The following is a 19,900-nucleotide window of genomic DNA, read 5'->3' as shown; positions in this document are numbered from 1 at the left end:
GAGGAACCTGGCAGAGTGAGGAACTTGGTGGGCTCGCGCCCGTTGTGGCGACAGCCCGCGTCCGAGGCCGACGCCTCAGGGAGGTCGCCATGCCCGCCCCCGTTCCAGCCCGTGCCGTTCCCGGCGATATCGTGCCGTTCCTGCGCTACGCCGATCCGCGTGCCGCCATCGACTGGCTGGAGCGCGCCTTCGGCTTCGCGCCGATCCTGGTGGTTGACGATGGCGCGGGCGGGGTCGCCCATGCCGAGCTGCGGCTCGGCTCCTCCGCCATCATGCTGGGCGGCCTGAAGGACGATTCGCTCGGCATGGTGAGCCCGGCCGAGGCCGGCGGCGTCACCCAGGGCATCTATGTGGTGGTGCAGGATGCCGAGGCGCTGTGGGTCAAGGCGCGCACCGCCGGCGCGCGGGTGGCGGTCAACATCTACGACACCCCCTATGGCTCGCGCGAATTCGCGGTGCGCGATCCCGAGGGCCATCTGTGGAGCGTCGGCACCTATCGCGCCGGCTCCTCGGAAGGTTGAAGCGTCAGGGGCCGAGGCAGGCGGGAAGGCCGGGCCTTCCGCGCGCGCCTCGCGCCGGTGCCTTAGCCGGTACCTTGCGCAGAAACCTCAGTAGGCGTCCTCGTCGAACACCGGCTCCACCGAACCGCCCCAGGCGCCGTTGTAGCGGTCGAGCAGCCGCTCGGCCGGCGTGGTGCCGAGGTCGAGGCTCTCGTCCAGCGGCTTGAGGAAGCGCGTCTCGTCGCGGCCTTGGCTGTCGCGCATGTCGCGACGGGCGAGGCCGGCGCGGGCGATGGCGACCACGTCGCGCGCCACCTCCAGCATCGACCGGCCGGCGATCTCGGCCTTGAAGCCGAGCCTCGGCACGTCGTCGCGCAGCTTCTGCCGCTGCTCGGCCGTCCAGCCCTTGGCGAGGTCCCAGGCGGCGTCGAGGCTGGTGGTGTCGTAATAGAGCCCGGTCCACAGCGCCGGCAGCGCGCACAGATTCTTCCACGAGCCGGCGTCGGCGCCGCGCATCTCGAGGTAACGCTTCAGCCGCACCTCGGGGAAGATGGTCGAGAGGTGGTTGGCCCAGTCCGACACCGTCGGCCCCTCGCCGGGCAGCGCGGGATGCTTGCGCGCCATCAGGTCGCGGAAGGACGAGCCGGCGACGTCGATATAGGTGTCGCCGCGCTTGATGAAATACATCGGCACGTCGAGCGCGTAGTCGACATAGCGCTCGAAGCTCATGCCGTCCTCGAAGGCGAAGGGCAGCATGCCCGCGCGCTCATTGTCGGTGTCGCGCCAGATCTCCGAGCGGAACGACAGGAAGCCGTTCGGCTTGCCTTCGGTGAAGGGCGAGTTGGCGAACAGCGCGGTGGCGATCGGCTGCAGCGCGACGCCGACCCGCAGCTTCTTCACCATGTCGGCTTCGGAGGCGAAGTCGAGATTCACCTGCACGGTGCAGGTGCGGAACATCATGTCGAGGCCGTGCGTGCCGACCTTCGGCATGTAGTTGGCCATGATGCGGTAGCGCCCCTTGGGCATCACCGGCGTCTCGCCCAGCGTCCATTTCGGGCTCATGCCGAGGCCGAGGAAGCCGAAGCCGAGCGGGGTCGCCACTTCGCGCACCTGGTCGAGATGGCCGTTCACCTCCGCGCAGGTCTCGTGGACGGAGATGAGCGGCGCGCCGGACAATTCGAACTGCCCGCCGGGCTCCAGCGAGATCGCCCCGCCGCCGACGGTGTCGGCGAGGCCGATGATCGCCTCGCCCTCCATGATCGGCTCCCAGCCGTTCAGCGCCTGCATGCCTTCCAGGAGGGCGCGGATGCCGTTCGGGCCTTCATAGGGCACCGGCTCGTGGCCGTTCAGCGTGAACGGGAATTTCTCGTGTTCGGTGCCGATGCGGAAGCGCGGCGCCGGCTTGCAGCCGGCGTCCAGCCAGGCGACCAGCTCGTCGCGGCTCTCGATGGGCTGGGTGTCGATCTGGTCTCGCGCCATGGGATCTCCGGCGGCTCGGCAGAGGCAGGTAGGGCGCGAGAACATACACAGGCCGAAGGGCAACGCAAATCGGTGAAATGCCGCGATTTTCCCGTGTTATTCGGAACTTGACGCTACGTCATATCTCGCGCGCCGCGCCGACCAGGGCAAGGGCCGCTACCGCCGCGGTGTCGGCGCGCAGCACGCGCGGGCCGAGCGACAGAACGATGGTTCTATCGCGCGCGACAAGCATCCGGCGCTCGACCTCGGCGAAGCCGCCCTCGGGTCCGATCAGCACCGCGAGCGGCGCGTCGCCGGCGGCGCGGATCTTCGCCACCGGGTCGCCGGGACCGGCGGCTTCGTCACAAAATAGTATCACTTTTTCGTGTTCGAGGCCGGCCAGCCAGCGCTCGAAGGGGAGCGGCTCGGCCACTTCCGGCACGGCGAGGATGCCGCATTGCTCGGCCGCCTCGATGACGTTGGCGCGCATCCTCTCGGTGTTCACCCGGGTCGCCTGGGTGTGGCGGGTGATCACCGGCACCAGCCGCCCGGCGCCCATCTCCACCGCCTTCTGCACCATGTAGTCGAGCCGGGCATGCTTCAGCGGCGCGAAGGCGTAATCGAGCGGGGCAAGCGGCGCCTGCGCCCGCAGCCTGTTCTCGCAACGTAAGGCGACGTCGCGTTTTCCGGCGCTCTGGCGCACCGCACGCCACTCGCCGTCGCGGCCGTTGAACAGGTGCAGCGCCGCGCCCGGCTCCAGCCGGATCACATCGGCGACATAATGGGCACGGTCGCGGTCGAGGCGGATCTCGGCGCCCTCGGCGAGGTCGTCGGGCACGAACAGCCGCTGCGCGCGAAAATCATAGCTCTCGGCGTCGGTGCCGTCGCCGCGCATGCGTGCCATAAGTCTGCCCGTATCTGCCTGTGTGAGTGGGCCGCAGCAGTCGGAATTAACCATTCTGCCGTGATATTGCCCTATCTTTCAGGCCTCTGTATCACGCTTGGTAAGCGACGTCCCTGCAGCGGAAGACGGAATGACACGCCAGATTTGGGAAGGCCATCGGGCCAGCATGCGCGCGGCGAGCGGTACCCGTGCCGCGTTTATCGGCCTCGCGGTCATCGCCGGAATGGCGTTGGCGGGGCCGGCTGGCGCGCAATGGATCGGGACGCCCGGCGGCGCGACCGACAGCACGCCTCAGGCCAGCACGCCTCAGGCCAGCCCGGCGCCCGCTCCGGCCGCCGCTCCGGCGGCGGCGCCTTCCGCGACGATGGACGCGACCCCGGATCTCGGCAGCGCCGCGCCCGGGCTGTCGTCGCCTTCGCTGTCGTCGCCCGCCATGTCCTCGCCCGCCATGTCTTCGCCGGCCCAGTCGCACATGACCATGCCCGGCGGCATGGTGCAGCAGCCTTCCGGCGACATGGCGGACTGCCAGACCAATGTGAACAAGCTGCGCACCGATCTCGAGGCGCGCGGCGGCGCCCTCCAGGCGGCGAGCAAGAAGAAGGTGCCGCCCACCGAGCTCTGCCCGCTGTTCCGCAATTTCGCCACCTCGCAGCAGAAGTTCCTCACCTATCTGCGCACCAACAAGACCAAGTGCGGCGTGCCGGACGAGGTGCTCACCAAGCTGCGCGAGAGCACCACCAACGTCGTCGGCGTGCGCGACAAGGTGTGCAAGGTCGCCTTGGAGATGAAGGAAGGCGGCGGCGCGGGTCCGTCCGGCCCGCCGCCGCAGAGCGCGGTGTCCGCCGGTCTCGGCCTGCCGAGCGGCCTGCCGGGCGTCAGCGCCAACAAGCCGGGCGGCGTGTTCGACACGCTCGGCGGCAACGCGCTGCGCTGACCGCTTCCGCGTCCTCCATCATGATCGCCCCCGCCGCCTCTGCCGCTCCCGCCGATGCCGCGGGCAATTGGGTGGAGCGCCACGCGCCCCCCTTCGCGCAGCCCTATCTGCGCCTCGCCCGCGTAGACCGGCCGATCGGCTCGTGGCTGCTGCTCATCCCCTGCTGGTGGTCGGTGGCGCTGGCGTCCCGTACCATGCTGGCGGAAGGGGTGACGCCGGATCCGCTGGCGGCGCTGGCCTATCTCGTGCTGTTCGCGTTCGGCGCCGTCGCCATGCGCGGCGCCGGCTGCACCTGGAACGACATTCTCGACCGCGACATCGACGGCAAGGTCGAGCGTACCCGCTCGCGCCCGCTGCCCTCCGGCCAGGTGAGCCTCGCCGCTGCCTTCGCCTTCCTGGTGGGGCAGGCGCTGGTCGGGCTGGTGGTGCTGCTCTGCCTGCCGCGCTTCGCGCAGATCACCGCGCTGTCCTCGCTCGGCATCGTCGCGGTCTATCCCTTGATGAAGCGGGTGATCTGGATCCCGCAGGCGGTGCTGGGGCTGTGCTTCTCCTGGGGCGCGCTGATGGGCTTCGCCGCGCTGATGCAGGCGCTGCCGCCCGCCGCGCTGCTGCTCTATGCCGGCGCCATACTGTGGGTGATCGGCTACGACACCATCTACGCGCATATGGACCGCGCCGACGACGAGGCGGTGGGGGTGAAATCCTCCGCCCGCCTGTTCGAGCGCGCGACCCGGCCGTGGCTGGTCGGCCTTTATGCCGGCGCAGCGCTGCTGATCGCCGCCGCGGTGGCGGCGGCCGGCGGCGGGGTCTTCGCCTATGTCGGCGCGGCCTTGTTCGCCGGCCATCTCGCCTGGCAGATCGCGCGGCTCGACATTGACGACCCGGCGCTGTGCCTCAGGCTGTTCCGCTCCAATCGCGATGCCGGGCTGATCCTGTTCGCCGGCTTCGTGCTGCAGGCGCTGGCCGGCTGAGGTTGGGGTTCGGGTTGTCGGCGCCCATGGCGGGTGATAATCACCGCCATCGCATAAAGGGCCGAGCTCATGACCATCCGTCTGCACCGCGGCGATCTCGTCGATCTCTCGCGCTATTCGCCGGAAAAGTCGCCCTTCGTGGCGATCGACACCGAGACGCTCGGCCTCAACCCGCATCGTGACCGGCTCTGCGTGGTCCAGCTGTCGCCCGGCGACGGCTCGGCCGACGTGGTGCAGATCCCGGCCGGCGCCGGCCCCGGCAGCGCGCCCAATCTCGAGGCGCTGCTCGCCGATCCCGCCATCGCCAAGCTGTTCCACTTCGCCCGCTTCGACGTCGCGGTGCTCGGCAAGACCTTCGGCGTCACCGTCGAGCCGATCTGGTGCACCAAGATCGCCTCCAAGCTGGTGCGTACCTATACCGACCGGCACGGGCTGAAGGAGCTCGCCCGCGAGCTGATCGGCGTCGACCTGTCGAAGCAGCAGCAGAGCTCGGACTGGGCGGCGGAGAGCCTCACCGACGCGCAGCTGCAATATGCGGCGTCCGACGTGCTCTATCTGCACGCCATCCGCGAGAAGCTCGCCGCGATGCTGGCGCGCGAAGGCCGTACCGCGCTGGCCGAATCCTGTTTCCGTTTCCTGCCGACTCGCGCCGCGCTCGATCTCGCCGGCTGGCCGGAACAGGATATCTTCGCGCATAGCTGAGCGCGATCAACGAGTTGCGCCAAATCATCCACGCCGGCGGCCGTCGCGGCTTGCATGGCGGAGGTGGAATAGCCATTTTAGGCGCCGCTGGAGGGGCCGGCGACCGGGGACGTGCCTCAACTCATGAATCGTCAGATCACATCCGCCGAGCGCAGCGCGTCGGGACAGGAAAGCGTGGCGCCGCCACGCCGCGCGGCCGTTACGGCCCAGCGCTTCCGCGACGCCGCCAGCCACAGCCGGTGGGTGCGGGTGTTCAAGCGCGGCATGCCGGTGGTGGTGCTGCTCGGTCTCGTCGTCATGGGCGGCATCGTCTGGCTGGATCCGTTCCGCATCCCGGTGAACCTGCCGCTGGAACTCGGCCGCGTCTCGCTGTCCGGCAGCCGGATCAAGATGGAGCTGCCCAAGCTCAGCGGCTTCACCGAGGACAATCGCGGCTATAACCTCACCGCCGAGGCGGCCTCGCAGGATCTCAGCCAGCCGAACCGCGTCGATCTCGAAGTGATCAATGCCCGCATCGAGCTGGCCGATCAGGGCTGGGCGAAGCTGACCGCCAAGATCGGCAGCTACGACACCAAGACGCAGGACATCCATCTCGGCGAGGGCATCACCTTCGCCACCAATGCCGGCTATGCCGGCAAGCTGCAGGATGCCTCCATCAGCATGCGCGAGGGCCGGATGGTCAGCGAGCATCCGGTGGAGCTCACCTATACCGACGCGCGGCTGACCGCCGACCGCATGGAAGTGACGCAGAAGGACGCGCGCGCGCTGTTCACCGGCAATGTGACGCTGGTGTTCAAGCTGCCACCGGAGCACAAGGCCGAGGCCGGGCCGGCATCGAGCACCGTGGCGATGGACCCGGTCTCCGCCCCGCGCCCGCAGGCGACGCCGTGAGCGCGGCCGGCGGCTCCGGCGCCGTGCGGATCGTTCGAACCGGATGGCGGGCCATTGAATGCCCGCCCGCAGCGGGATAGACATATTCCATGCACGCTTTGTCCCGCTCCACCGCCCTCCTTCTCGCCCTTGCCCCCGCTCTCGCGGTCGCGCTGCTCGTGCGTCCGGCGTTCGCACAGCAGAACGTGCCCAATGCCCTGCAGGGCTTCGCGGCCAATCGCGATCAGCCGATCAAGATCGACGCCAACAGCCTGGAAGTGCGCGACCAGGAGAAGAAGGCGATCTTCTCCGGCAATGTCGTGGTGCAGCAGGGCGACACCAACATGCGCTCGCGCGAATTGGTGGTGTTCTATGACGGCAAGAGCATCACCGGCGTCGACGGCAAGGCCGAGGACGGCAAGGCCGCCGATGGCAAGGCTTCGGACGGCAAGGCCGCCCCGGCAGGCGCCGCGGGCGCGGCGACCGATCCGGCGGCCGGCAACCCGATCAATTCCTCGTCGATCCGCCGGCTGGAGATCAATGGTGGGGTGATCGTCACCACCAAGGAACAGCAGGCGACCGGCGACCAGGGCATCTTCGAGACCAAGTCCAACACCATCACCCTCACCGGCAATCCGGTGGTGCTGACCTCCGGCCAGAACGTCATTCGCGGCAAGCGGCTGGTGGTCGACCTCACCACCGGCACCTCGCGCATCGAGGGTGGCCGGGTAGAAAGCCTGATCGTGCCGGGGGCGATGAAGCAGCAGCCCGGCGCTCCGGCGAAACCGAAGCCGTGATGTCGACGCCGTGACGTCCAGGCTCCGAGGTCGAGGCTGACCTTGGGGATTTGGCCTTGAGGATTCGAGGTCGAGACGTCGCCGGCGTCGGCGGTCCCGCGGTGCCCCGGATGGCCCCGAGGGGGCGGAACCGAACCCGGCGCGCGGCCGAGGCGTGCCGGTCTTGAGGGCGCCGCCATAGGCGCCGCGAGGGTGTGTATGGGCGCGCGCGCCGGCACCCGCTTTCCGTCATTTTTCCGCTTGGTATATCGGGTTTGGCGCTGGCGGCCCGATTTTTGCTTGCGCGCATTTGCCAGCGGGTCCGGGATTGTTTATCACCCTTCTAGTGGTGCGTTCACCACGGAGGGTGCGCGTGAGATTGTTTCCGGTAGGCAGCCGCGAACGCCAGATAGTTCCGCCGGCAGCGGCGGACTACGGTTCCGGGAGTGGCGGGGCTCCGCAGAATGGTGTCGGCCGTGGCCGGCGTCCCGGCGAGGCCCCGGCGGGAGCGCGACAGCCGGCGGTATCGCCGTCGGCCGGCCTGCTGCGGGCGACCGGGCTCGTCAAGCAATATGGCGGCCGCCGGGTGGTGCGCGAGGCCAGCCTCGGCGTGCGGCGCGGCGAGGCGGTGGGCCTGCTGGGCCCCAACGGCGCCGGCAAGACGACGATCTTCTACATGATCACCGGCCTCGTGAAGGCCGATGCCGGCCGCATCGAGTTGGACGGCCACGACGTCACCCATCTGCCGATGTATCGCCGCGCCCGTCTCGGCGTCGGCTACCTACCGCAGGAAGCCTCGATCTTCCGTGGCCTGTCGGTCGAGGACAATTTGCGCGCCGTGCTGGAGATGGTCGAGCCGGACCGCAAGCGCCGCGAGATGGAGCTCGACGCGCTCCTGGAAGAGTTCCGCGTCACCCATGTGCGCAAGTCGCCCTCCATCGCCCTGTCGGGTGGCGAGCGGCGGCGTGTCGAGATCGCCCGCGCTTTGGCGACGCGGCCGACCTTCATGCTGCTCGACGAGCCCTTCGCCGGCATCGATCCGATCGCGGTGGGCGACATCCAGGCGCTGGTGCGCCATCTTACCCATCGCGGCATCGGCGTGCTGATCACCGACCACAATGTGCGCGAGACGCTCGGCCTTATCGACCGGGCCTATATCATCCATTCCGGCACGGTGCTGATGGAGGGTTCGCCCGACGAGATCGTCGCCAACCCCGAGGTGCGCCGGCTTTATCTCGGCGAGGAGTTCCGGCTGTAACATGGCGTACGCGTCGCGCTCACGCCTTCGTCGCACCGGGCATGGAGGCCTGCTTCCATGTCGCTGAGCCCGCGCCTCGAATTCCGCCAGACCCAGTCTCTGGTGATGACGCCGCAGCTGATGCAGGCCATCAAGCTGCTGCAGCTGTCCAATCTCGACCTCGTCGCCTATGTCGAGGCCGAGCTCGAGCGCAACCCGCTGCTGGAGCGGCAGTCCGAGCCGGAAGGCGAGGGCGGGGCAGCCGGCGAGCGCGCCGAGAGCGTGCTGGAGGTGGCGGTCCACGAGACGCACGAGGCGGCGCCGGAAGGGCACGGCGCCGAGCGTGAGGCCCAGGCCGCCGACTGGCTGGAAGATCGGCTGGATTCCTCGCGCAGCGCCATCGAGGACCGGCTCGACACCGGGCTGGAGAACGTGTTCCCCGATGATGTCGGCCGCGAGCCGGTGGGGGGCGCCCCGGGCGCCGATGCGCCGGCCTATTCGGAATGGGCCGGGGTTGGCGGTGGCGGGCGCGACGAGGAAGGCTACAATCTCGAATCCTTCGTTCCCGCCGAGACCTCTCTCGCCGACCACCTCGCCGGCCAGCTCACCATGGCGCTCACCGATCCCGTGGACCGGCTGATCGGCCATCACCTCATCGATCTCATCGACGAGGCCGGCTACCTCACCTCCGATCTCGCCAGCGTGGCGGAGAAGCTCGGCGCCCCGCCGGCACGGGTCGAGGCGGTGCTCTCCACCATTCACGGCTTCGATCCACCGGGCATCGGCGCCCGTTCGCTTGCCGAGTGCCTGGCGTTGCAGCTCAAGGAGCGCAACCGCTTCGATCCGGCGATGGCGGCGCTGCTGTCGCATCTCGACCTGCTGGCGCGGCGGGAGTTCAACGCGCTGCGCCGCCTGTGCGGGGTCGACGAGGAGGACCTCGCCGAGATGGTCGGCGAGGTGCGCCGGCTCAACCCCAAGCCCGGCCTCGCCTTCGGCTCCGGCGTCATCCAGCCGGTGGTGCCCGACGTGTTCGTGCGCCCGGCCACCGATGGTTCCTGGCATGTCGAGCTCAACTCCGACACGCTGCCGCGGGTGCTGGTGAACCAGGCCTATTATTCCAAGGTGTCGAAGACCACCCGCAACGACCGCGAGAAGGCCTTCCTCACCGACTGCATGCAGACGGCGACCTGGCTCACCCGCTCGCTCGACCAGCGGGCGCGCACCATCCTCAAGGTTGCCATCGAGATCGTGCGCCAGCAGGACGCCTTCCTGACGCTGGGCGTGCAGCATCTGCGGCCGCTGAACCTGCGCATGGTGGCGGACGCCATCGGCATGCACGAATCGACGGTTTCTCGCGTTACCTCGAACAAATACATGGCGACGCCGCGCGGAATCTTCGAGATGAAGTATTTCTTCTCCTCGTCGATCTCTTCTTCGGATGGCGGCGAAGCACATTCGGCCGAATCGGTGCGGTTCCGCATCAAGCAGATGATCGACGCCGAGACCCCCGCGGACGTGCTGTCCGACGACACGCTGGTGCAACGCCTGCGCGAATCCGGCATCGACATCGCTCGCCGGACGGTTGCGAAGTACCGCGAGGCGATGCGCATCCCCTCCTCGGTGCAACGTCGCCGCGAGAAGCAGGCCGCCGCCGCCGGCGGTTGACGCGCCATGCTTTCCGGCGCGTCCCGGCGGGCGGCAAAACCGCGAAACTGTGCGCCGCCGGGCGGTACACCTCGGTTTACGTTGACACTTTCCCTCACGGCTCCTACCTCTTAAAGGCACCGGCCGGGCAAGTAGGGGGTTCGGGCAACAGGCGGGAGGAGCGTTGTGCACGTAGTTCTCCCCGCTCATGCCCCAGCAGAGGGACGAGTCACGATGCCGCTGCGGGTTTCTGGCAAAAATCTCGACGTTGGAGAGGCATTGCGCCAGCGGGTTTCCGACCGCTTGGCCGATGTCATGGACAAGTATTTCGACGGCGGCTGGTCCGGCCACGTCACCGTCGCGCGAGAGGGGTCCGGCTATCGCTCGGACTGCGCGCTGCATCTCGACAGCGGCGCTATCCTGCAGGCGCATGGCGGCGCCCAGGATCCCTATTCCAGTGCCGACGCGGCGGTGGAGCGCATCGAGACGCGCCTGCGCCGCTACAAGAGCCGGGTGAAGCGCCGCGCGCCGAATGGCGAGGCGCAGGCCGGCGGGCCCGAGACGGTGCCGCTCACGGTCTTCGAGACCCCCGACCACGAGGACGGCGAGGCGCTCGACGGCTGGAGCCCGACCGTGGTGGCCGAGGCGACCGCCGACATGCCGCGCCTCGCGGTCAGCGACGCGGTGCTGGAACTCGACTTCACCGGCGCGGCGGTGCTGGTGTTCCGCCATGCCAGCCATGGCCGCGTCAACGTGGTGTATCGCCGGACCGACGGCCATGTCGGCTGGATCGATCCGCCGCTCGCCGCCGTGGAAGACGTGCATTGATCTCCCGTCGTCACCCTCGGAGCGCGGGCGGGTTCGTCCCGTCCCGCGTCCGCCAAACGCCCACGCTCTCCATCCGGATCGCGCTATGGCCCTGAACGATATTCTCTCTCTGCCTGCGGTGTTTCCCGCCCTGCGGGTCGGCAGCAAGAAGCAGGCGTTGCAGGAACTCTCGGCCAAGGCCGCCGGCCTTCTGAACCGCGACGAGCGCGAGATTTTCGACACGCTCAATTCGCGCGAGCGGCTGGGCTCCACCGGGGTCGGCAACGGCATCGCCATCCCGCACGGCAAGCTGGCCAAGATGGACAAGCTGTTCGGCCTGTTCGCGCGGCTGGACAAGCCGATCGACTTCGAGGCGCTGGACGGCGAGCCGGTGGATCTCGTCTTCCTGCTCCTGGCGCCGGAGGCGGCGGGAGCCGACCATCTGAAGGCGCTCGCCCGCGTGGCACGGCTGCTGCGCGACCCCGAGGCCGCCAAGAAGCTGCGCACCTCGCACGACGCCGCCGCGATCTACGCCATCCTCAACGGCACCGCCGCCTCCAACGCCGCCTGAGCGGCGTCGCGAGTGCCGGCGCGGCGCCGGCATCCTCGCTTCCGTTTCATCAGGAGAGTTCCATGGCCGATCCGCTCGATTCCGGCGTCCCGGCGCTCGGCGCCGAACAGTGCCGCGCCGCCCGCGCCATGCTCGGCTGGAAGGTGGAGGATCTCGCCGGCCATTCCGGGGTGACCGCCGCCTATGTCGAGGCGTTCGAGCAGGGCCGCGAGCCCGGCGACGGCGAGGATCCCAATGAGAGCGTGCGCATGCGCCGGGCGCTGGAGCATGCCGGGGTCGAGTTCATCGATGCCGGCCTGCCGAGCGCCGGTGGCGGGCCGGGCCTGCGGCTGCGCTCGACGCCGTCCTATATCCAGCCGGAGAACCTGTCCTCCGCCAACGACGTTTGACGCAGGCGAGGGCGAGCGGCCGGCTCACGTCACCCGGCCGCGCTCGGCGAGGAAGTCGATCAGCGCCCGCACCCGCGCCGGCAGCGGTCCGCCGCTGCCGGGATGCACGGCGTGGAAGCTCTCGCGGTCGCCGGGATTCAGCGCCTCCAGCACCGGCACCAGCCGCCCCGCCGCGATGTCGGCCCGCACGGTGAAGGTGGCGAGCCGCGCCAGCCCGACGCCGGCCACCGCCAGCCGGCGGACGCCCTCGCCGTCACTCGCCTGCACCCGGGCCGAGGGCGGCAGCGTCACTTCCCGCCCGTCCTCCCGCAGCGGCCAGTCCTCCACCGCCCGCTTATAGCCGAAGCCGATGCGGATGTGCGCGTCGAGATCGGCGGCGCGCCGGGGCGTGCCGGCCTGCGCCAGATAGGCGGGCGCGGCGACGATCACCTTGCCGGCATCGCCGAGCCGGCGGGCGAGCAGGCTGGACGCCTTCAGCTCGCCGGCGCGAATGGCGACGTCCACCCGCTCGGCGAGCAGGTCGATCACCGCGTCGGTCTCGACGATGTCGAGGCTGACGCCGGGGTGGCGGGCGAGGAAGTCCGGCAGCAGCGGCGCCAGCACATGCGCGCCATAGGAGGCGCTGGTGCTGATCCTGATCCGTCCCGCCGGCCGCTCGCCGGCACCGGCGCTACGCTCGGCCTCCTCGATGTCGGCGAGGATGCGCGCCGCGCGCTCGTAGAAGGCGCAGCCTTCCGGGGTGAGCTCCAGCCGGCGGGTCGAGCGGGTGACGAGGCGCGAGCCCAGCCGCGCCTCCAGCCGGGCCACCAGCTTGCTCACCGCCGAGGGCGTCATCCGGCTGGCGCGGGCGGCGGCGGAAAAGCCGCCCTGCTCCACCACCCGCACGAACACTTCCATCTCGCCGGAGCGGTTGATCTCGCCGCGCGCCATTCGGTCTTCCAACTCACAGATGCTGTGCCGATCGGCAGTCTATCTCACAAATGTGGGCGGCTCCATCTTCTCGGCAGCAGAATGATGGAAGGAACCTGCCATGGATTATCGCCCGCTTGGACGCTCGGGCCTGAAGGTACCGGCGCTTTCCTTCGGTGCCGGCACCTTCGGCGGCACCGGGCCGCTGTTCGGCCATTGGGGCACCGCCGACGCGACCGAGGCGCGCCGCCTCGTCGACATCTGCCTCGACGCCGGGGTGAACCTGTTCGACACTGCCGACGTCTATTCCGACGGCGCCTCGGAGCGGGTGCTGGGCGAGGCGATCCGTGGCCGGCGCGACAAGGTGCTGATCTCCACCAAGGCCGGGCTGCCGACCGGGGAGGGGCCGAACGAGGCCGGCACCTCGCGCCCGCGCCTGCTGCGCGCGGTGGACGAGGCGCTCGTCCGGCTCGGCACCGACTATATCGACCTGTTCCAGCTACATGCCTTCGACGCGGCGACGCCGGTCGAGGAGGTGCTGTCGACGCTCGATACGCTGATCCGCGCTGGCAAGCTGCGCTATATCGGGGTGTCGAATTTCGCTGGCTGGCAGATCATGAAGGCGCTGGCGGCCAGCGAGCGGCATGGCTGGCCGCGTTATGTCGCCAACCAGGTCTATTATTCGCTGGTCGGCCGCGACTATGAGTGGGAGCTGATGCCGCTCGGCGCCGATCAGGGGCTGGGGGCGCTGGTGTGGAGCCCGCTCGGCTGGGGTCGGCTCACCGGCAAGGTCCGGCGCGGCGCGTCGCTGCCGGCCGGCAGCCGGCTCAACGCGACGGCGGAGTTCGGCCCGCCGGTCGAGGAGGAGCGGCTCTATCGCATCGTCGACGTGCTGGACGAGCTGGCTGGGGAGACCGGCCGCAGCGTGCCGCAGATCGCCATCAACTGGCTGCTGCAACGGCCGACCGTCGCCTCGGTGATCCTCGGTGCCCGCAACGAGGCGCAGCTCATCGACAATCTCGGCGCGGTGGGCTGGGCGCTCGACGCCGGGCAGATCGCCCGGCTCGACGCGGCGAGCGCGGTGACCGCGCCCTATCCCGCCTTCCCCTATCGCCGCCAGGCCGGCTTCGCCCGCCTCGACCCGCCGATGGCGGGGTGAGGGGCTGCATGCCGACATGTCCGCCCCGCCTCCACTGGCCAGCGTGCCCCCGGCGGTCGTGTCGGCCGAATGTGGCGCCGTGGAGTGCCATCGTCTTTCCCTCCCCCCGTTGGGGAGAGGTGGCCCGCGAAGCGGGTCGGTGAGGGGCGACGACATTGAGAAGCGAAGAAGGCCCTCACCCCATCCCTCTCCATCAACCTCGGCTGATGCCGAGTTTGACTTCTAGAAGATCGAGCTCGGCATCAGCCGAGTTCGATGGGGGAGGGCGAGAAGCGGCCGTGCCCGCTGTTGCGACGTGAGGGGGCGGAATCAGCAGCCTGCGAATATCCGTCGCGTTCTGTATCTTTCCTTGCCTTTCCCCGACCGAACCCCGCCTCTGCCGGGTTTGCTCCCGAGGATGTCGAAACCGGGGACTTCCGGTTTCGACGGAGAGGTGGGCCGCCCGGCGGGTCGGTGAGGGACGACGACATTGGGAGGCGAAGAAGGCCCCTCGCCCCGTCTGGGAGAGGGGAGGAAGAGAGAATAGAGGCCTCAAGCACCCCCTATGGCGTGATCGCCACCTTCAGCACGCCGTCGCGCTGGTTGGCGAACAGCTCATAGGCGGCCTCGATGTCGTCGAGCTTGAAGCGGTGCGTCACCAGCGGTTTCAGGTCGACCCGGCCGGCGGCGATCACGTCCATCAGCCGGCGCATGCGCTCCTTGCCGCCGGGGCACAGCGTGGTGACGATCTTGGTGTCACCGAGCCCGGCGGAAAACGCGCCGAGCGGGATCTTCAGGTCGGTCGAATAGACGCCGAGCGAGGACAGCGTGCCGCCCGGCCGCAACACCCTGAGCGCCGATTCGAAGGTGCCCTGCGTGCCCAGCGCCTCGATGGCGACGTCGACGCCGCGCCCGTCGGTCAGCGCCAGGATCTGCTCCACCACGTCGCCGGCCTTGAAGTCGACCACGTCGGAACAGCCGAGCTGCTTGGCGATGGCCAGCCGCTCCGGCACGGTGTCGACGCCGATGATCTTCGTCGCGCCCTTCAGCTTCGCGCCGGCCACCGCGCACAGGCCGATCGGGCCGAGCGCGAACACCGCCACATGGTCGCCGATCTGCACCGCGCCGGATTCGGCGCCGGAGAAGCCGGTCGACATGATGTCCGGGCACATCAGCACCTCGTCGTCGCTGAGATGACCGGGCACCGGGGCGAGGTTGGCGAGCGCGTCGGGCACCAGCACATATTCCGCCTGCGCGCCGTCGATGGTGTTGCCGAACTTCCAGCCGCCCATCGCCTTGAAGCCGTGCTTCGTGCCCGGCCCGTCCTGCGAGCCGCAGCCGCACAGACAGGCATAGGAATGGCCGGACGGGGTGATGGCGCCGGCGATCACTCGCTGACCCTCGCGATAGCCGGTCACCGCCGAGCCGAGCTTCTCGATGACGCCCACCGGCTCGTGGCCGATGGTCAGGCCCTTCTCGACCGGGTACTCGCCCTTGAGGATGTGGACGTCGGTGCCGCAGATGGTGGTGGTGGTGACGCGCAGCAGCGCGTCGAGCGGGCCGACATCGGGGATCGGCTTGTCGTCGAGGACGATGCGTCCCTTCTCGACGAAGATGGCGGCTTTCATGCGGGGCATGGCGTTCCTCCTCAGCTAGGCGGGCACCACTATGCATGCCGGGCTGGGGAAGAACATGACACGGGTCAATTGCCGGCTTCGCAGGCGGGCGCGGGGCCCATGCCGGCCAAGCTTCAGGAAATCCCGCGCTCGCGCATCAGCGTCACCACCGCGGCGCGCAGCTCCGGCATGCCGGCACCCTCGCGCGAGGAGGTCGGGAACACCACCGGGAACGCCGCCGGCCGGCGGGTGAGCGCGGCCTGCGTCTCCTCGAGGCGGGTGGCGAGCTCGTCCTTCTTCAGCTGGTCGGCCTTGGTCAGCACGATGGCGTAGGACACCGCCGCCTTGTCGAGCCCGTCGAGCACGCCGAGATCGATCGGCTTCAGCCCGTGGCGGGAATCGATCAGCACGAAGACGCGGGCGAGATTGGCGCGGCCGCGCAGATAGGCGTGGATGGTCGCCGTCCAGGCGTCGACCTTCTCCTTCGGCGCCTGCGCGAAGCCGTAGCCGGGCATGTCGACCAGCGTCAGGTCCGGCCCGAGGCCGAAGAAGATCAGCTCCTGCGTGCGGCCCGGCGTCACCGAGGTGCGCGCCAGTGCCTTGCGGCCGGTCAGCGCGTTGACGAGGCTCGACTTGCCGACATTGGAGCGTCCGGCAAAAGCGATCTCGATGCCGCGCATCGCCGGCAGCGTCTCGATGGTCGGGGCGGCGGTGAGGAAGTTCCACTCGCCGGCGAACAGCTTGCGGCCGGCCTCGATCAGCGCGGCCTGCTCGGCCGCGCGGGCGGCGGCCTCGGGGGAGGTGTCGGCGTTGGGAATGTCGGTGCTCATGGCCCGCTTATCCGCCGCCCGGCGCCGTTGCGCAAGCCGTTGCGGCCCCGTGAGTGCCGATCAGAAGCTGATCCGCCGCAGAATGCCGTCGCGATCGACCAGCTGGTGCTTCAGCACGGCCAGCACATGCACGGCCAGCAGCGCCAGCAGCGCATAGGCGAGCACCTCGTGCAGGAGCTGCAGCCGCTCGAACAGCGCCTCGTCGGGGCCGACCGGCGCCGGCAGGGTGAACAGTTCGAACGGCCGTGTCGGCAGGGCCAGCGGCGAGGATGCCGCCATCAGCCAGCCGCTCATGGGTACCGCGAGCATCAGCGCGTAGAAGCTGAGATGCGCCACCTTCGCCGCCCGCCGTTCGAGGCGGGAGTGCTCGACTGGCGGCGGCGCCGGGGCGAGCCGCGCGAGGAGGCGCAGCGCCAGCAGCGGCAGCACCAGCAGCCCGTAGGATTTGTGCCACTGATAGAGCGCGAAGCTGGTGCCGAGGTCGCGCTGCACATGCGTCATCGACCAGCCCACCGCCAGCAGCGCCAATATGAGCGCCGCCATCAGCCAGTGCAGCAGCCGCAGCGGCAGGCTCCAGTGGCGCGGTGCCGTCATTGCGAGCCGTCCGCATGCGCGGCGACGATGATGCGCACATCGTCGGCGACCAGCGGCAGGCCGGCGGTCATGCCGTAGAGCGAGCGCCGCACCCCGAATTCGGCGTGGAAGCTGAAGCCGCGCCCGCCGTCGCGCTTGACCTCGACGGTGAAGCTCTCGGGCCTCGTGGTGCCGAGCAGCGTCATGTTGCCGGTCACGCGCACCGAGCGGTCGTCGAGCTTCTCCACCGAGGTGGAGGTGAAGCGGATGTCGGGATGGCGGTCGGAATCGAGAAAGGCCGGGCCGCGCACATAGGTGTCGAGCGCCGGCGAGCGGGTGTCGAGCGAGGCGGCGGCGACCGAAAACCGCACCGTGGAGCGCTGCGGCCGGTCGGGATCGATGGATAGCTGGGAGGTGAAGCGGCGGAACACGCCATGGGTGAGCGGATAACCCTTGGCGCCGATCTCGAAGGCGATCTGGGTCTGCGACGGGTCGATGCGATAGGGATCGGCGCGCAACGGCACCCCCGCCACGAGAAGCAGGGCGGCGACGGCGAAGCCTTTCACAGTGACCTGCCGCATCGGATCACCTCAGGACGGGAACGCCTCGGGACCAGACGGGTATTCTATACCCGCCCCGTCCGGGTGGCGAGGCAGATCGCGCGGATGTGTGCCTATGACGGGCGGCGCGCGGCCCGCGCAAACGAAAACGGCGGGAACCGCCACCTGGCCGTTCCCGCCGTCCGTGTCGCTTGCCGTGTCGGCCGGGTCGCTAGCCCGTTCCGGCCTTCTTGCGGCCGAGGCGAAGGGTGCTCTTGAGATTGTCCCAGAGCTCCACCTTCACGCCGTTGCGGCGCATGATCACCGATTGCTGCAGCACCGAGAGGGTGTTGTTCCAGGCCCAGTAGATGACGAGGCCGGAGGCGAAGGAGGCCAGCATGAAGGTGAAGATCAGCGGCATCCAGTCGAAGATCATCTTCTGGGTCGGATCCGGCGGGGCCGGGTTGAGCTTCATCTGCGCCCACATGGTGCAGCCCATGATGATCGGCCAGATGCCGAGCATCAGGAAGTGGCCGATCATCGGCACCTGCGACGGGTCCCACGGGATCAGGCCGAACAGGTTGAACAGCGTGGTCGGATCCGGCGCCGAGAGGTCCTTGATCCAGCCGAAGAACGGCGCGTGCCGCATTTCGATGGTGACGAACAGCGTCTTGTAGAGCGCGAAGAAGACGGGGATCTGGATCAGGATCGGAAGACACCCGGCGATCGGGTTGATCTTCTCCTTCTTGTAGATCTCCATCATCTCCTGCTGGAGCTTGGTGCGGTCGTCGCCATAGCGCTCGCGCAGCGCCTGGATCTCCGGCTGCACCGCCTTCATCTTCGCCATCGAGGCGTAGCTCTTGTTGGCGAGCGGGAAGAAGATGCCCTTGATCAGCACGGTCACCACGAGGATGGCGATGCCGAAATTGCCGACGAGGTGATAGATCCAGTCGATGACGACGAAGAGCGGCTTGGTGATGAAGTAGAACCAGCCCCAGTCGATCAGCCGGTCGAAGCGGTCGATATTGTACTGCGCCTGGTAGCCGTCGACGAGGCGCACCACCTTGGCGCCGGCGAACAGCCGGCCGTCGCGGGTGGCCTTGGCGCCCGGTTCGACCGTGACGGCGTCGCCGAGGAAGTCGGTCTGGTAGGTGAGGTCGGTGCCGTTCTGCGCGGCGGAGAAGCGCGCCTGCACCTTCTCGGCGGAATCCGGGATGACGGTCGCCGCCCAGTACTTGTCGGTGATGCCGAGCCAGCCGCCGGTCGAGTTGAAGGTCTCGGTCTTCCGGTCGGCGATGTCCTTGTACTTGATCTCGTGCAGGCCGCCCTCGGAGGTCACGCCGATCAGGCCTTCATGCAGGATGTAGTAGCCGAGCGTGTGCGGGGTGCCGTGGCGCGAGACCAGCGCGAAGGGATGCAGCGCCACCGCGGCCGACCCGTTGTTCTCCACCTCGTCGACCACATGGAACATGTAGTTGGCGTCGATGGAGAGGGTGCGACGGAAGACCTGCCCCTCGCCATTGTCATAGGTGAGGGTGAGCGGGGTCTCGGTGGTCAGCTTGGCGCCTTCGGGGGCGGTCCACAGCGCGTCCGGGGCCGGCAGCTTCACATTGGAGCCGGAGGCGGCGACCCAGCCGAACTCGGCATAGAACGGGTTCGGTCCGCCGGAGGGCGACAGCAGCACGATGATCGGCGAGTTCGGCTGCACCGTCTCGCGGTAGTTCTTCAGCGACAGGTCGTCGATGCGGCCACCGCGCAGCGACACCGAGCCGGTGACGCTCGGGGTGTCGATGGCGACGCGCGGCGTGCGGGCGAGGGCTTCCTCGCGGGTCAGCGCCTTGGTGGCGACGGCGGCCGGCGCGGGGGCGGAGGCATCGGAGGGCGCGCCCGGCGCCGCCGGGGCGGCCGCCTGCTGGCTCTGCTGCGCCGTCTGCTGCTGTGCCTGACGCTGGGCCTCCATTTGCGGGATGCCCGAGAAGTACTGCCAGGCCAGCAACACAGCCATCGACATGACGATGGCGACGATCATGTTGCGGTTTTCACTCGTCATGCGCAGTCTCTCCGTCGGCGTGCGCGGTCACCTGCGCAGCGGCTGGCGCCGCGGCAGGTTGGGGCCGCGCGGGCGGGTGCCGGCGCCGGTTCCCAGAATGGAGGCGGGTTATGCCCCGCTCGATGTCGTTTATGAGGTCGGTGAAGCGCGTGGAAAGCGTGGCGCGCCGGGCGACGATCACATAGTCGAAACCGGGCCGCGCCACACGGGGCAGGGCGGCGCGCACGGCTTCACGCAGGCGGCGCCGGATCCGGTTCCGCTCCACGGCATTGCCATGCTTCTTGGTAACGGTGAGGCCGATGCGCGCGGCGCCGTCATCGGCGCGGTCGCGGGCCTGCAGCAGCAGCGGCCCGGAATTGGCCCGGAGCCCGCCGGCGGCGGCGAGGAAGTCCTTGCGCTTGACGAGCCGGTCCATAAGGGCGCCGTTCCTCAGGCGAGGGCGAGGCTGACCCCAGCCCGTGCCATCTCAGCCCTCTCGACCA

General features: G+C 69.2%; 21 protein-coding genes. 12 read left to right on the top strand and 9 right to left on the bottom strand.

From position 1 onward, the window contains the following. The first annotated feature begins 89 nt into the window (after window positions 1-89). Window positions 90-521 carry a VOC family protein gene (locus LGR54_RS22530; RefSeq protein ID WP_230364203.1) on the top strand — a complete coding sequence of 144 codons (432 nt, stop codon included), beginning with the start codon at window positions 90-92 and terminating at the stop codon, window positions 519-521. A gap of 87 nt (window positions 522-608) precedes the next feature. Here the strand turns inward: LGR54_RS22530 and LGR54_RS22525 are convergent, their stop codons facing one another. Next, on the bottom strand, window positions 609-1,979 hold the full coding sequence (locus LGR54_RS22525; RefSeq protein ID WP_230364202.1) for a glutamate--cysteine ligase: 1,371 nt from the start codon (window positions 1,977-1,979) through the stop codon (window positions 609-611). Between the two features lie 118 nt (window positions 1,980-2,097). After that, the gene (locus tag LGR54_RS22520; RefSeq protein WP_230364201.1) at window positions 2,098-2,862 is read right to left on the bottom strand and encodes a 16S rRNA (uracil(1498)-N(3))-methyltransferase; all 765 of its coding nucleotides are present in this window, start codon (window positions 2,860-2,862) and stop codon (window positions 2,098-2,100) included. 130 nt (window positions 2,863-2,992) lie between these two features. On the opposite strand from LGR54_RS22520, the gene LGR54_RS22515 reads away from it, so the two are divergent. The 10 genes from LGR54_RS22515 to LGR54_RS22470 all read left to right on the top strand — a co-directional run bounded on the left by LGR54_RS22515 (window position 2,993) and on the right by LGR54_RS22470 (window position 11,763). Then, complete coding sequence (locus LGR54_RS22515) at window positions 2,993-3,796, top strand: hypothetical protein (RefSeq protein ID WP_230364200.1); 804 nt, start codon at window positions 2,993-2,995, stop codon at window positions 3,794-3,796. Between the two features lie 20 nt (window positions 3,797-3,816). After that, the gene (gene ubiA, locus LGR54_RS22510) at window positions 3,817-4,767 is read left to right on the top strand and encodes a 4-hydroxybenzoate octaprenyltransferase (protein ID WP_230364199.1); all 951 of its coding nucleotides are present in this window, start codon (window positions 3,817-3,819) and stop codon (window positions 4,765-4,767) included. Between the two features lie 69 nt (window positions 4,768-4,836). After that, complete coding sequence (locus tag LGR54_RS22505) at window positions 4,837-5,469, top strand: ribonuclease D (protein ID WP_230364198.1); 633 nt, start codon at window positions 4,837-4,839, stop codon at window positions 5,467-5,469. Between the two features lie 123 nt (window positions 5,470-5,592). Next, window positions 5,593-6,360 carry an LPS export ABC transporter periplasmic protein LptC gene (gene lptC, locus LGR54_RS22500; protein ID WP_230364197.1) on the top strand — a complete coding sequence of 256 codons (768 nt, stop codon included), beginning with the start codon at window positions 5,593-5,595 and terminating at the stop codon, window positions 6,358-6,360. An 89-nt stretch (window positions 6,361-6,449) separates the two neighbouring features. Next, complete coding sequence (locus LGR54_RS22495; protein ID WP_230364196.1) at window positions 6,450-7,136, top strand: LptA/OstA family protein; 687 nt, start codon at window positions 6,450-6,452, stop codon at window positions 7,134-7,136. A 352-nt stretch (window positions 7,137-7,488) separates the two neighbouring features. Beyond that, on the top strand, window positions 7,489-8,373 hold the full coding sequence (gene lptB / locus LGR54_RS22490; protein WP_230364195.1) for an LPS export ABC transporter ATP-binding protein: 885 nt from the start codon (window positions 7,489-7,491) through the stop codon (window positions 8,371-8,373). 57 nt (window positions 8,374-8,430) lie between these two features. Beyond that, a complete protein-coding gene (gene rpoN, locus LGR54_RS22485; protein ID WP_230364194.1) occupies window positions 8,431-10,017 on the top strand; it encodes an RNA polymerase factor sigma-54 in 1,587 nt (528 codons plus the stop codon). A gap of 213 nt (window positions 10,018-10,230) precedes the next feature. After that, window positions 10,231-10,824 carry a ribosome hibernation-promoting factor, HPF/YfiA family gene (hpf, locus tag LGR54_RS22480; protein ID WP_230364193.1) on the top strand — a complete coding sequence of 198 codons (594 nt, stop codon included), beginning with the start codon at window positions 10,231-10,233 and terminating at the stop codon, window positions 10,822-10,824. Window positions 10,825-10,909: 85 nt separating this feature from the next. Beyond that, complete coding sequence (ptsN, locus tag LGR54_RS22475) at window positions 10,910-11,374, top strand: PTS IIA-like nitrogen regulatory protein PtsN (protein ID WP_230364192.1); 465 nt, start codon at window positions 10,910-10,912, stop codon at window positions 11,372-11,374. A gap of 62 nt (window positions 11,375-11,436) precedes the next feature. Further along, entirely contained in the window at window positions 11,437-11,763 is a 327-nt protein-coding gene (locus LGR54_RS22470) for an XRE family transcriptional regulator (protein WP_230364191.1), read from the top strand. A 24-nt stretch (window positions 11,764-11,787) separates the two neighbouring features. On the opposite strand, the gene LGR54_RS22465 is transcribed toward LGR54_RS22470, so the two are convergent. Next, the gene (locus LGR54_RS22465) at window positions 11,788-12,693 is read right to left on the bottom strand and encodes a LysR family transcriptional regulator (protein ID WP_230364190.1); all 906 of its coding nucleotides are present in this window, start codon (window positions 12,691-12,693) and stop codon (window positions 11,788-11,790) included. 100 nt (window positions 12,694-12,793) lie between these two features. Between LGR54_RS22465 and LGR54_RS22460 the strand changes: the two genes are divergently transcribed. Then, the gene (locus tag LGR54_RS22460) at window positions 12,794-13,831 is read left to right on the top strand and encodes an aldo/keto reductase (RefSeq protein WP_230364189.1); all 1,038 of its coding nucleotides are present in this window, start codon (window positions 12,794-12,796) and stop codon (window positions 13,829-13,831) included. Window positions 13,832-14,373: 542 nt separating this feature from the next. On the opposite strand, the gene LGR54_RS22455 is transcribed toward LGR54_RS22460, so the two are convergent. The 6 genes from LGR54_RS22455 to rnpA all read right to left on the bottom strand — a co-directional run bounded on the left by LGR54_RS22455 (window position 14,374) and on the right by rnpA (window position 19,833). After that, window positions 14,374-15,447, bottom strand: a complete 1,074-nt coding sequence (locus LGR54_RS22455; protein ID WP_230364188.1) for an NAD(P)-dependent alcohol dehydrogenase — start codon at window positions 15,445-15,447, stop codon at window positions 14,374-14,376. A gap of 113 nt (window positions 15,448-15,560) precedes the next feature. Further along, window positions 15,561-16,256, bottom strand: a complete 696-nt coding sequence (gene yihA, locus LGR54_RS22450) for a ribosome biogenesis GTP-binding protein YihA/YsxC (protein WP_230364187.1) — start codon at window positions 16,254-16,256, stop codon at window positions 15,561-15,563. Between the two features lie 60 nt (window positions 16,257-16,316). Continuing rightward, the gene (locus LGR54_RS22445) at window positions 16,317-16,850 is read right to left on the bottom strand and encodes a cytochrome b (protein WP_230364186.1); all 534 of its coding nucleotides are present in this window, start codon (window positions 16,848-16,850) and stop codon (window positions 16,317-16,319) included. Further along, window positions 16,847-17,410, bottom strand: a complete 564-nt coding sequence (locus tag LGR54_RS22440) for a YceI family protein (RefSeq protein ID WP_230364185.1) — start codon at window positions 17,408-17,410, stop codon at window positions 16,847-16,849. Before LGR54_RS22440 ends, LGR54_RS22445 begins: the two co-directional genes overlap by 4 nt. 190 nt (window positions 17,411-17,600) lie before the next feature. Continuing rightward, complete coding sequence (gene yidC / locus LGR54_RS22435; protein WP_230364184.1) at window positions 17,601-19,418, bottom strand: membrane protein insertase YidC; 1,818 nt, start codon at window positions 19,416-19,418, stop codon at window positions 17,601-17,603. Further along, window positions 19,408-19,833, bottom strand: coding sequence for a ribonuclease P protein component (gene rnpA, locus LGR54_RS22430; protein WP_230364183.1), 426 nt, complete (start codon window positions 19,831-19,833; stop codon window positions 19,408-19,410). The genes yidC and rnpA overlap by 11 nt, the downstream gene beginning before the upstream one ends. Window positions 19,834-19,900 lie beyond the last annotated feature (67 nt).

This window comes from Ancylobacter sp. Lp-2 (assembly GCF_020523795.1).
Lineage (GTDB): Bacteria > Pseudomonadota > Alphaproteobacteria > Rhizobiales > Xanthobacteraceae > Ancylobacter.
Note: the sequence above shows the minus strand (reverse complement) of the source record. Positions and strands in the feature narration are given on the sequence as shown.

Coding starts and splice junctions, on each gene's coding strand:
- LGR54_RS22505 (WP_230364198.1), top strand. CDS start 4,837: ATGACCATCCGTCTGCACCGCGGCGATCTCGTCGATCTCTCGCGCTAT.
- LGR54_RS22520 (WP_230364201.1), bottom strand. CDS start 2,862: ATGGCACGCATGCGCGGCGACGGCACCGACGCCGAGAGCTATGATTTT.
- lptC (WP_230364197.1), top strand. CDS start 5,593: ATGAATCGTCAGATCACATCCGCCGAGCGCAGCGCGTCGGGACAGGAA.
- ubiA (WP_230364199.1), top strand. CDS start 3,817: ATGATCGCCCCCGCCGCCTCTGCCGCTCCCGCCGATGCCGCGGGCAAT.
- rnpA (WP_230364183.1), bottom strand. CDS start 19,833: ATGGACCGGCTCGTCAAGCGCAAGGACTTCCTCGCCGCCGCCGGCGGG.
- LGR54_RS22445 (WP_230364186.1), bottom strand. CDS start 16,850: ATGACGGCACCGCGCCACTGGAGCCTGCCGCTGCGGCTGCTGCACTGG.
- yihA (WP_230364187.1), bottom strand. CDS start 16,256: ATGAGCACCGACATTCCCAACGCCGACACCTCCCCCGAGGCCGCCGCC.
- LGR54_RS22440 (WP_230364185.1), bottom strand. CDS start 17,410: ATGCGGCAGGTCACTGTGAAAGGCTTCGCCGTCGCCGCCCTGCTTCTC.
- LGR54_RS22495 (WP_230364196.1), top strand. CDS start 6,450: ATGCACGCTTTGTCCCGCTCCACCGCCCTCCTTCTCGCCCTTGCCCCC.
- rpoN (WP_230364194.1), top strand. CDS start 8,431: ATGTCGCTGAGCCCGCGCCTCGAATTCCGCCAGACCCAGTCTCTGGTG.
- LGR54_RS22460 (WP_230364189.1), top strand. CDS start 12,794: ATGGATTATCGCCCGCTTGGACGCTCGGGCCTGAAGGTACCGGCGCTT.
- LGR54_RS22470 (WP_230364191.1), top strand. CDS start 11,437: ATGGCCGATCCGCTCGATTCCGGCGTCCCGGCGCTCGGCGCCGAACAG.
- yidC (WP_230364184.1), bottom strand. CDS start 19,418: ATGACGAGTGAAAACCGCAACATGATCGTCGCCATCGTCATGTCGATG.
- ptsN (WP_230364192.1), top strand. CDS start 10,910: ATGGCCCTGAACGATATTCTCTCTCTGCCTGCGGTGTTTCCCGCCCTG.
- LGR54_RS22515 (WP_230364200.1), top strand. CDS start 2,993: ATGACACGCCAGATTTGGGAAGGCCATCGGGCCAGCATGCGCGCGGCG.
- LGR54_RS22455 (WP_230364188.1), bottom strand. CDS start 15,447: ATGCCCCGCATGAAAGCCGCCATCTTCGTCGAGAAGGGACGCATCGTC.
- LGR54_RS22465 (WP_230364190.1), bottom strand. CDS start 12,693: ATGGCGCGCGGCGAGATCAACCGCTCCGGCGAGATGGAAGTGTTCGTG.
- LGR54_RS22525 (WP_230364202.1), bottom strand. CDS start 1,979: ATGGCGCGAGACCAGATCGACACCCAGCCCATCGAGAGCCGCGACGAG.
- LGR54_RS22530 (WP_230364203.1), top strand. CDS start 90: ATGCCCGCCCCCGTTCCAGCCCGTGCCGTTCCCGGCGATATCGTGCCG.
- hpf (WP_230364193.1), top strand. CDS start 10,231: ATGCCGCTGCGGGTTTCTGGCAAAAATCTCGACGTTGGAGAGGCATTG.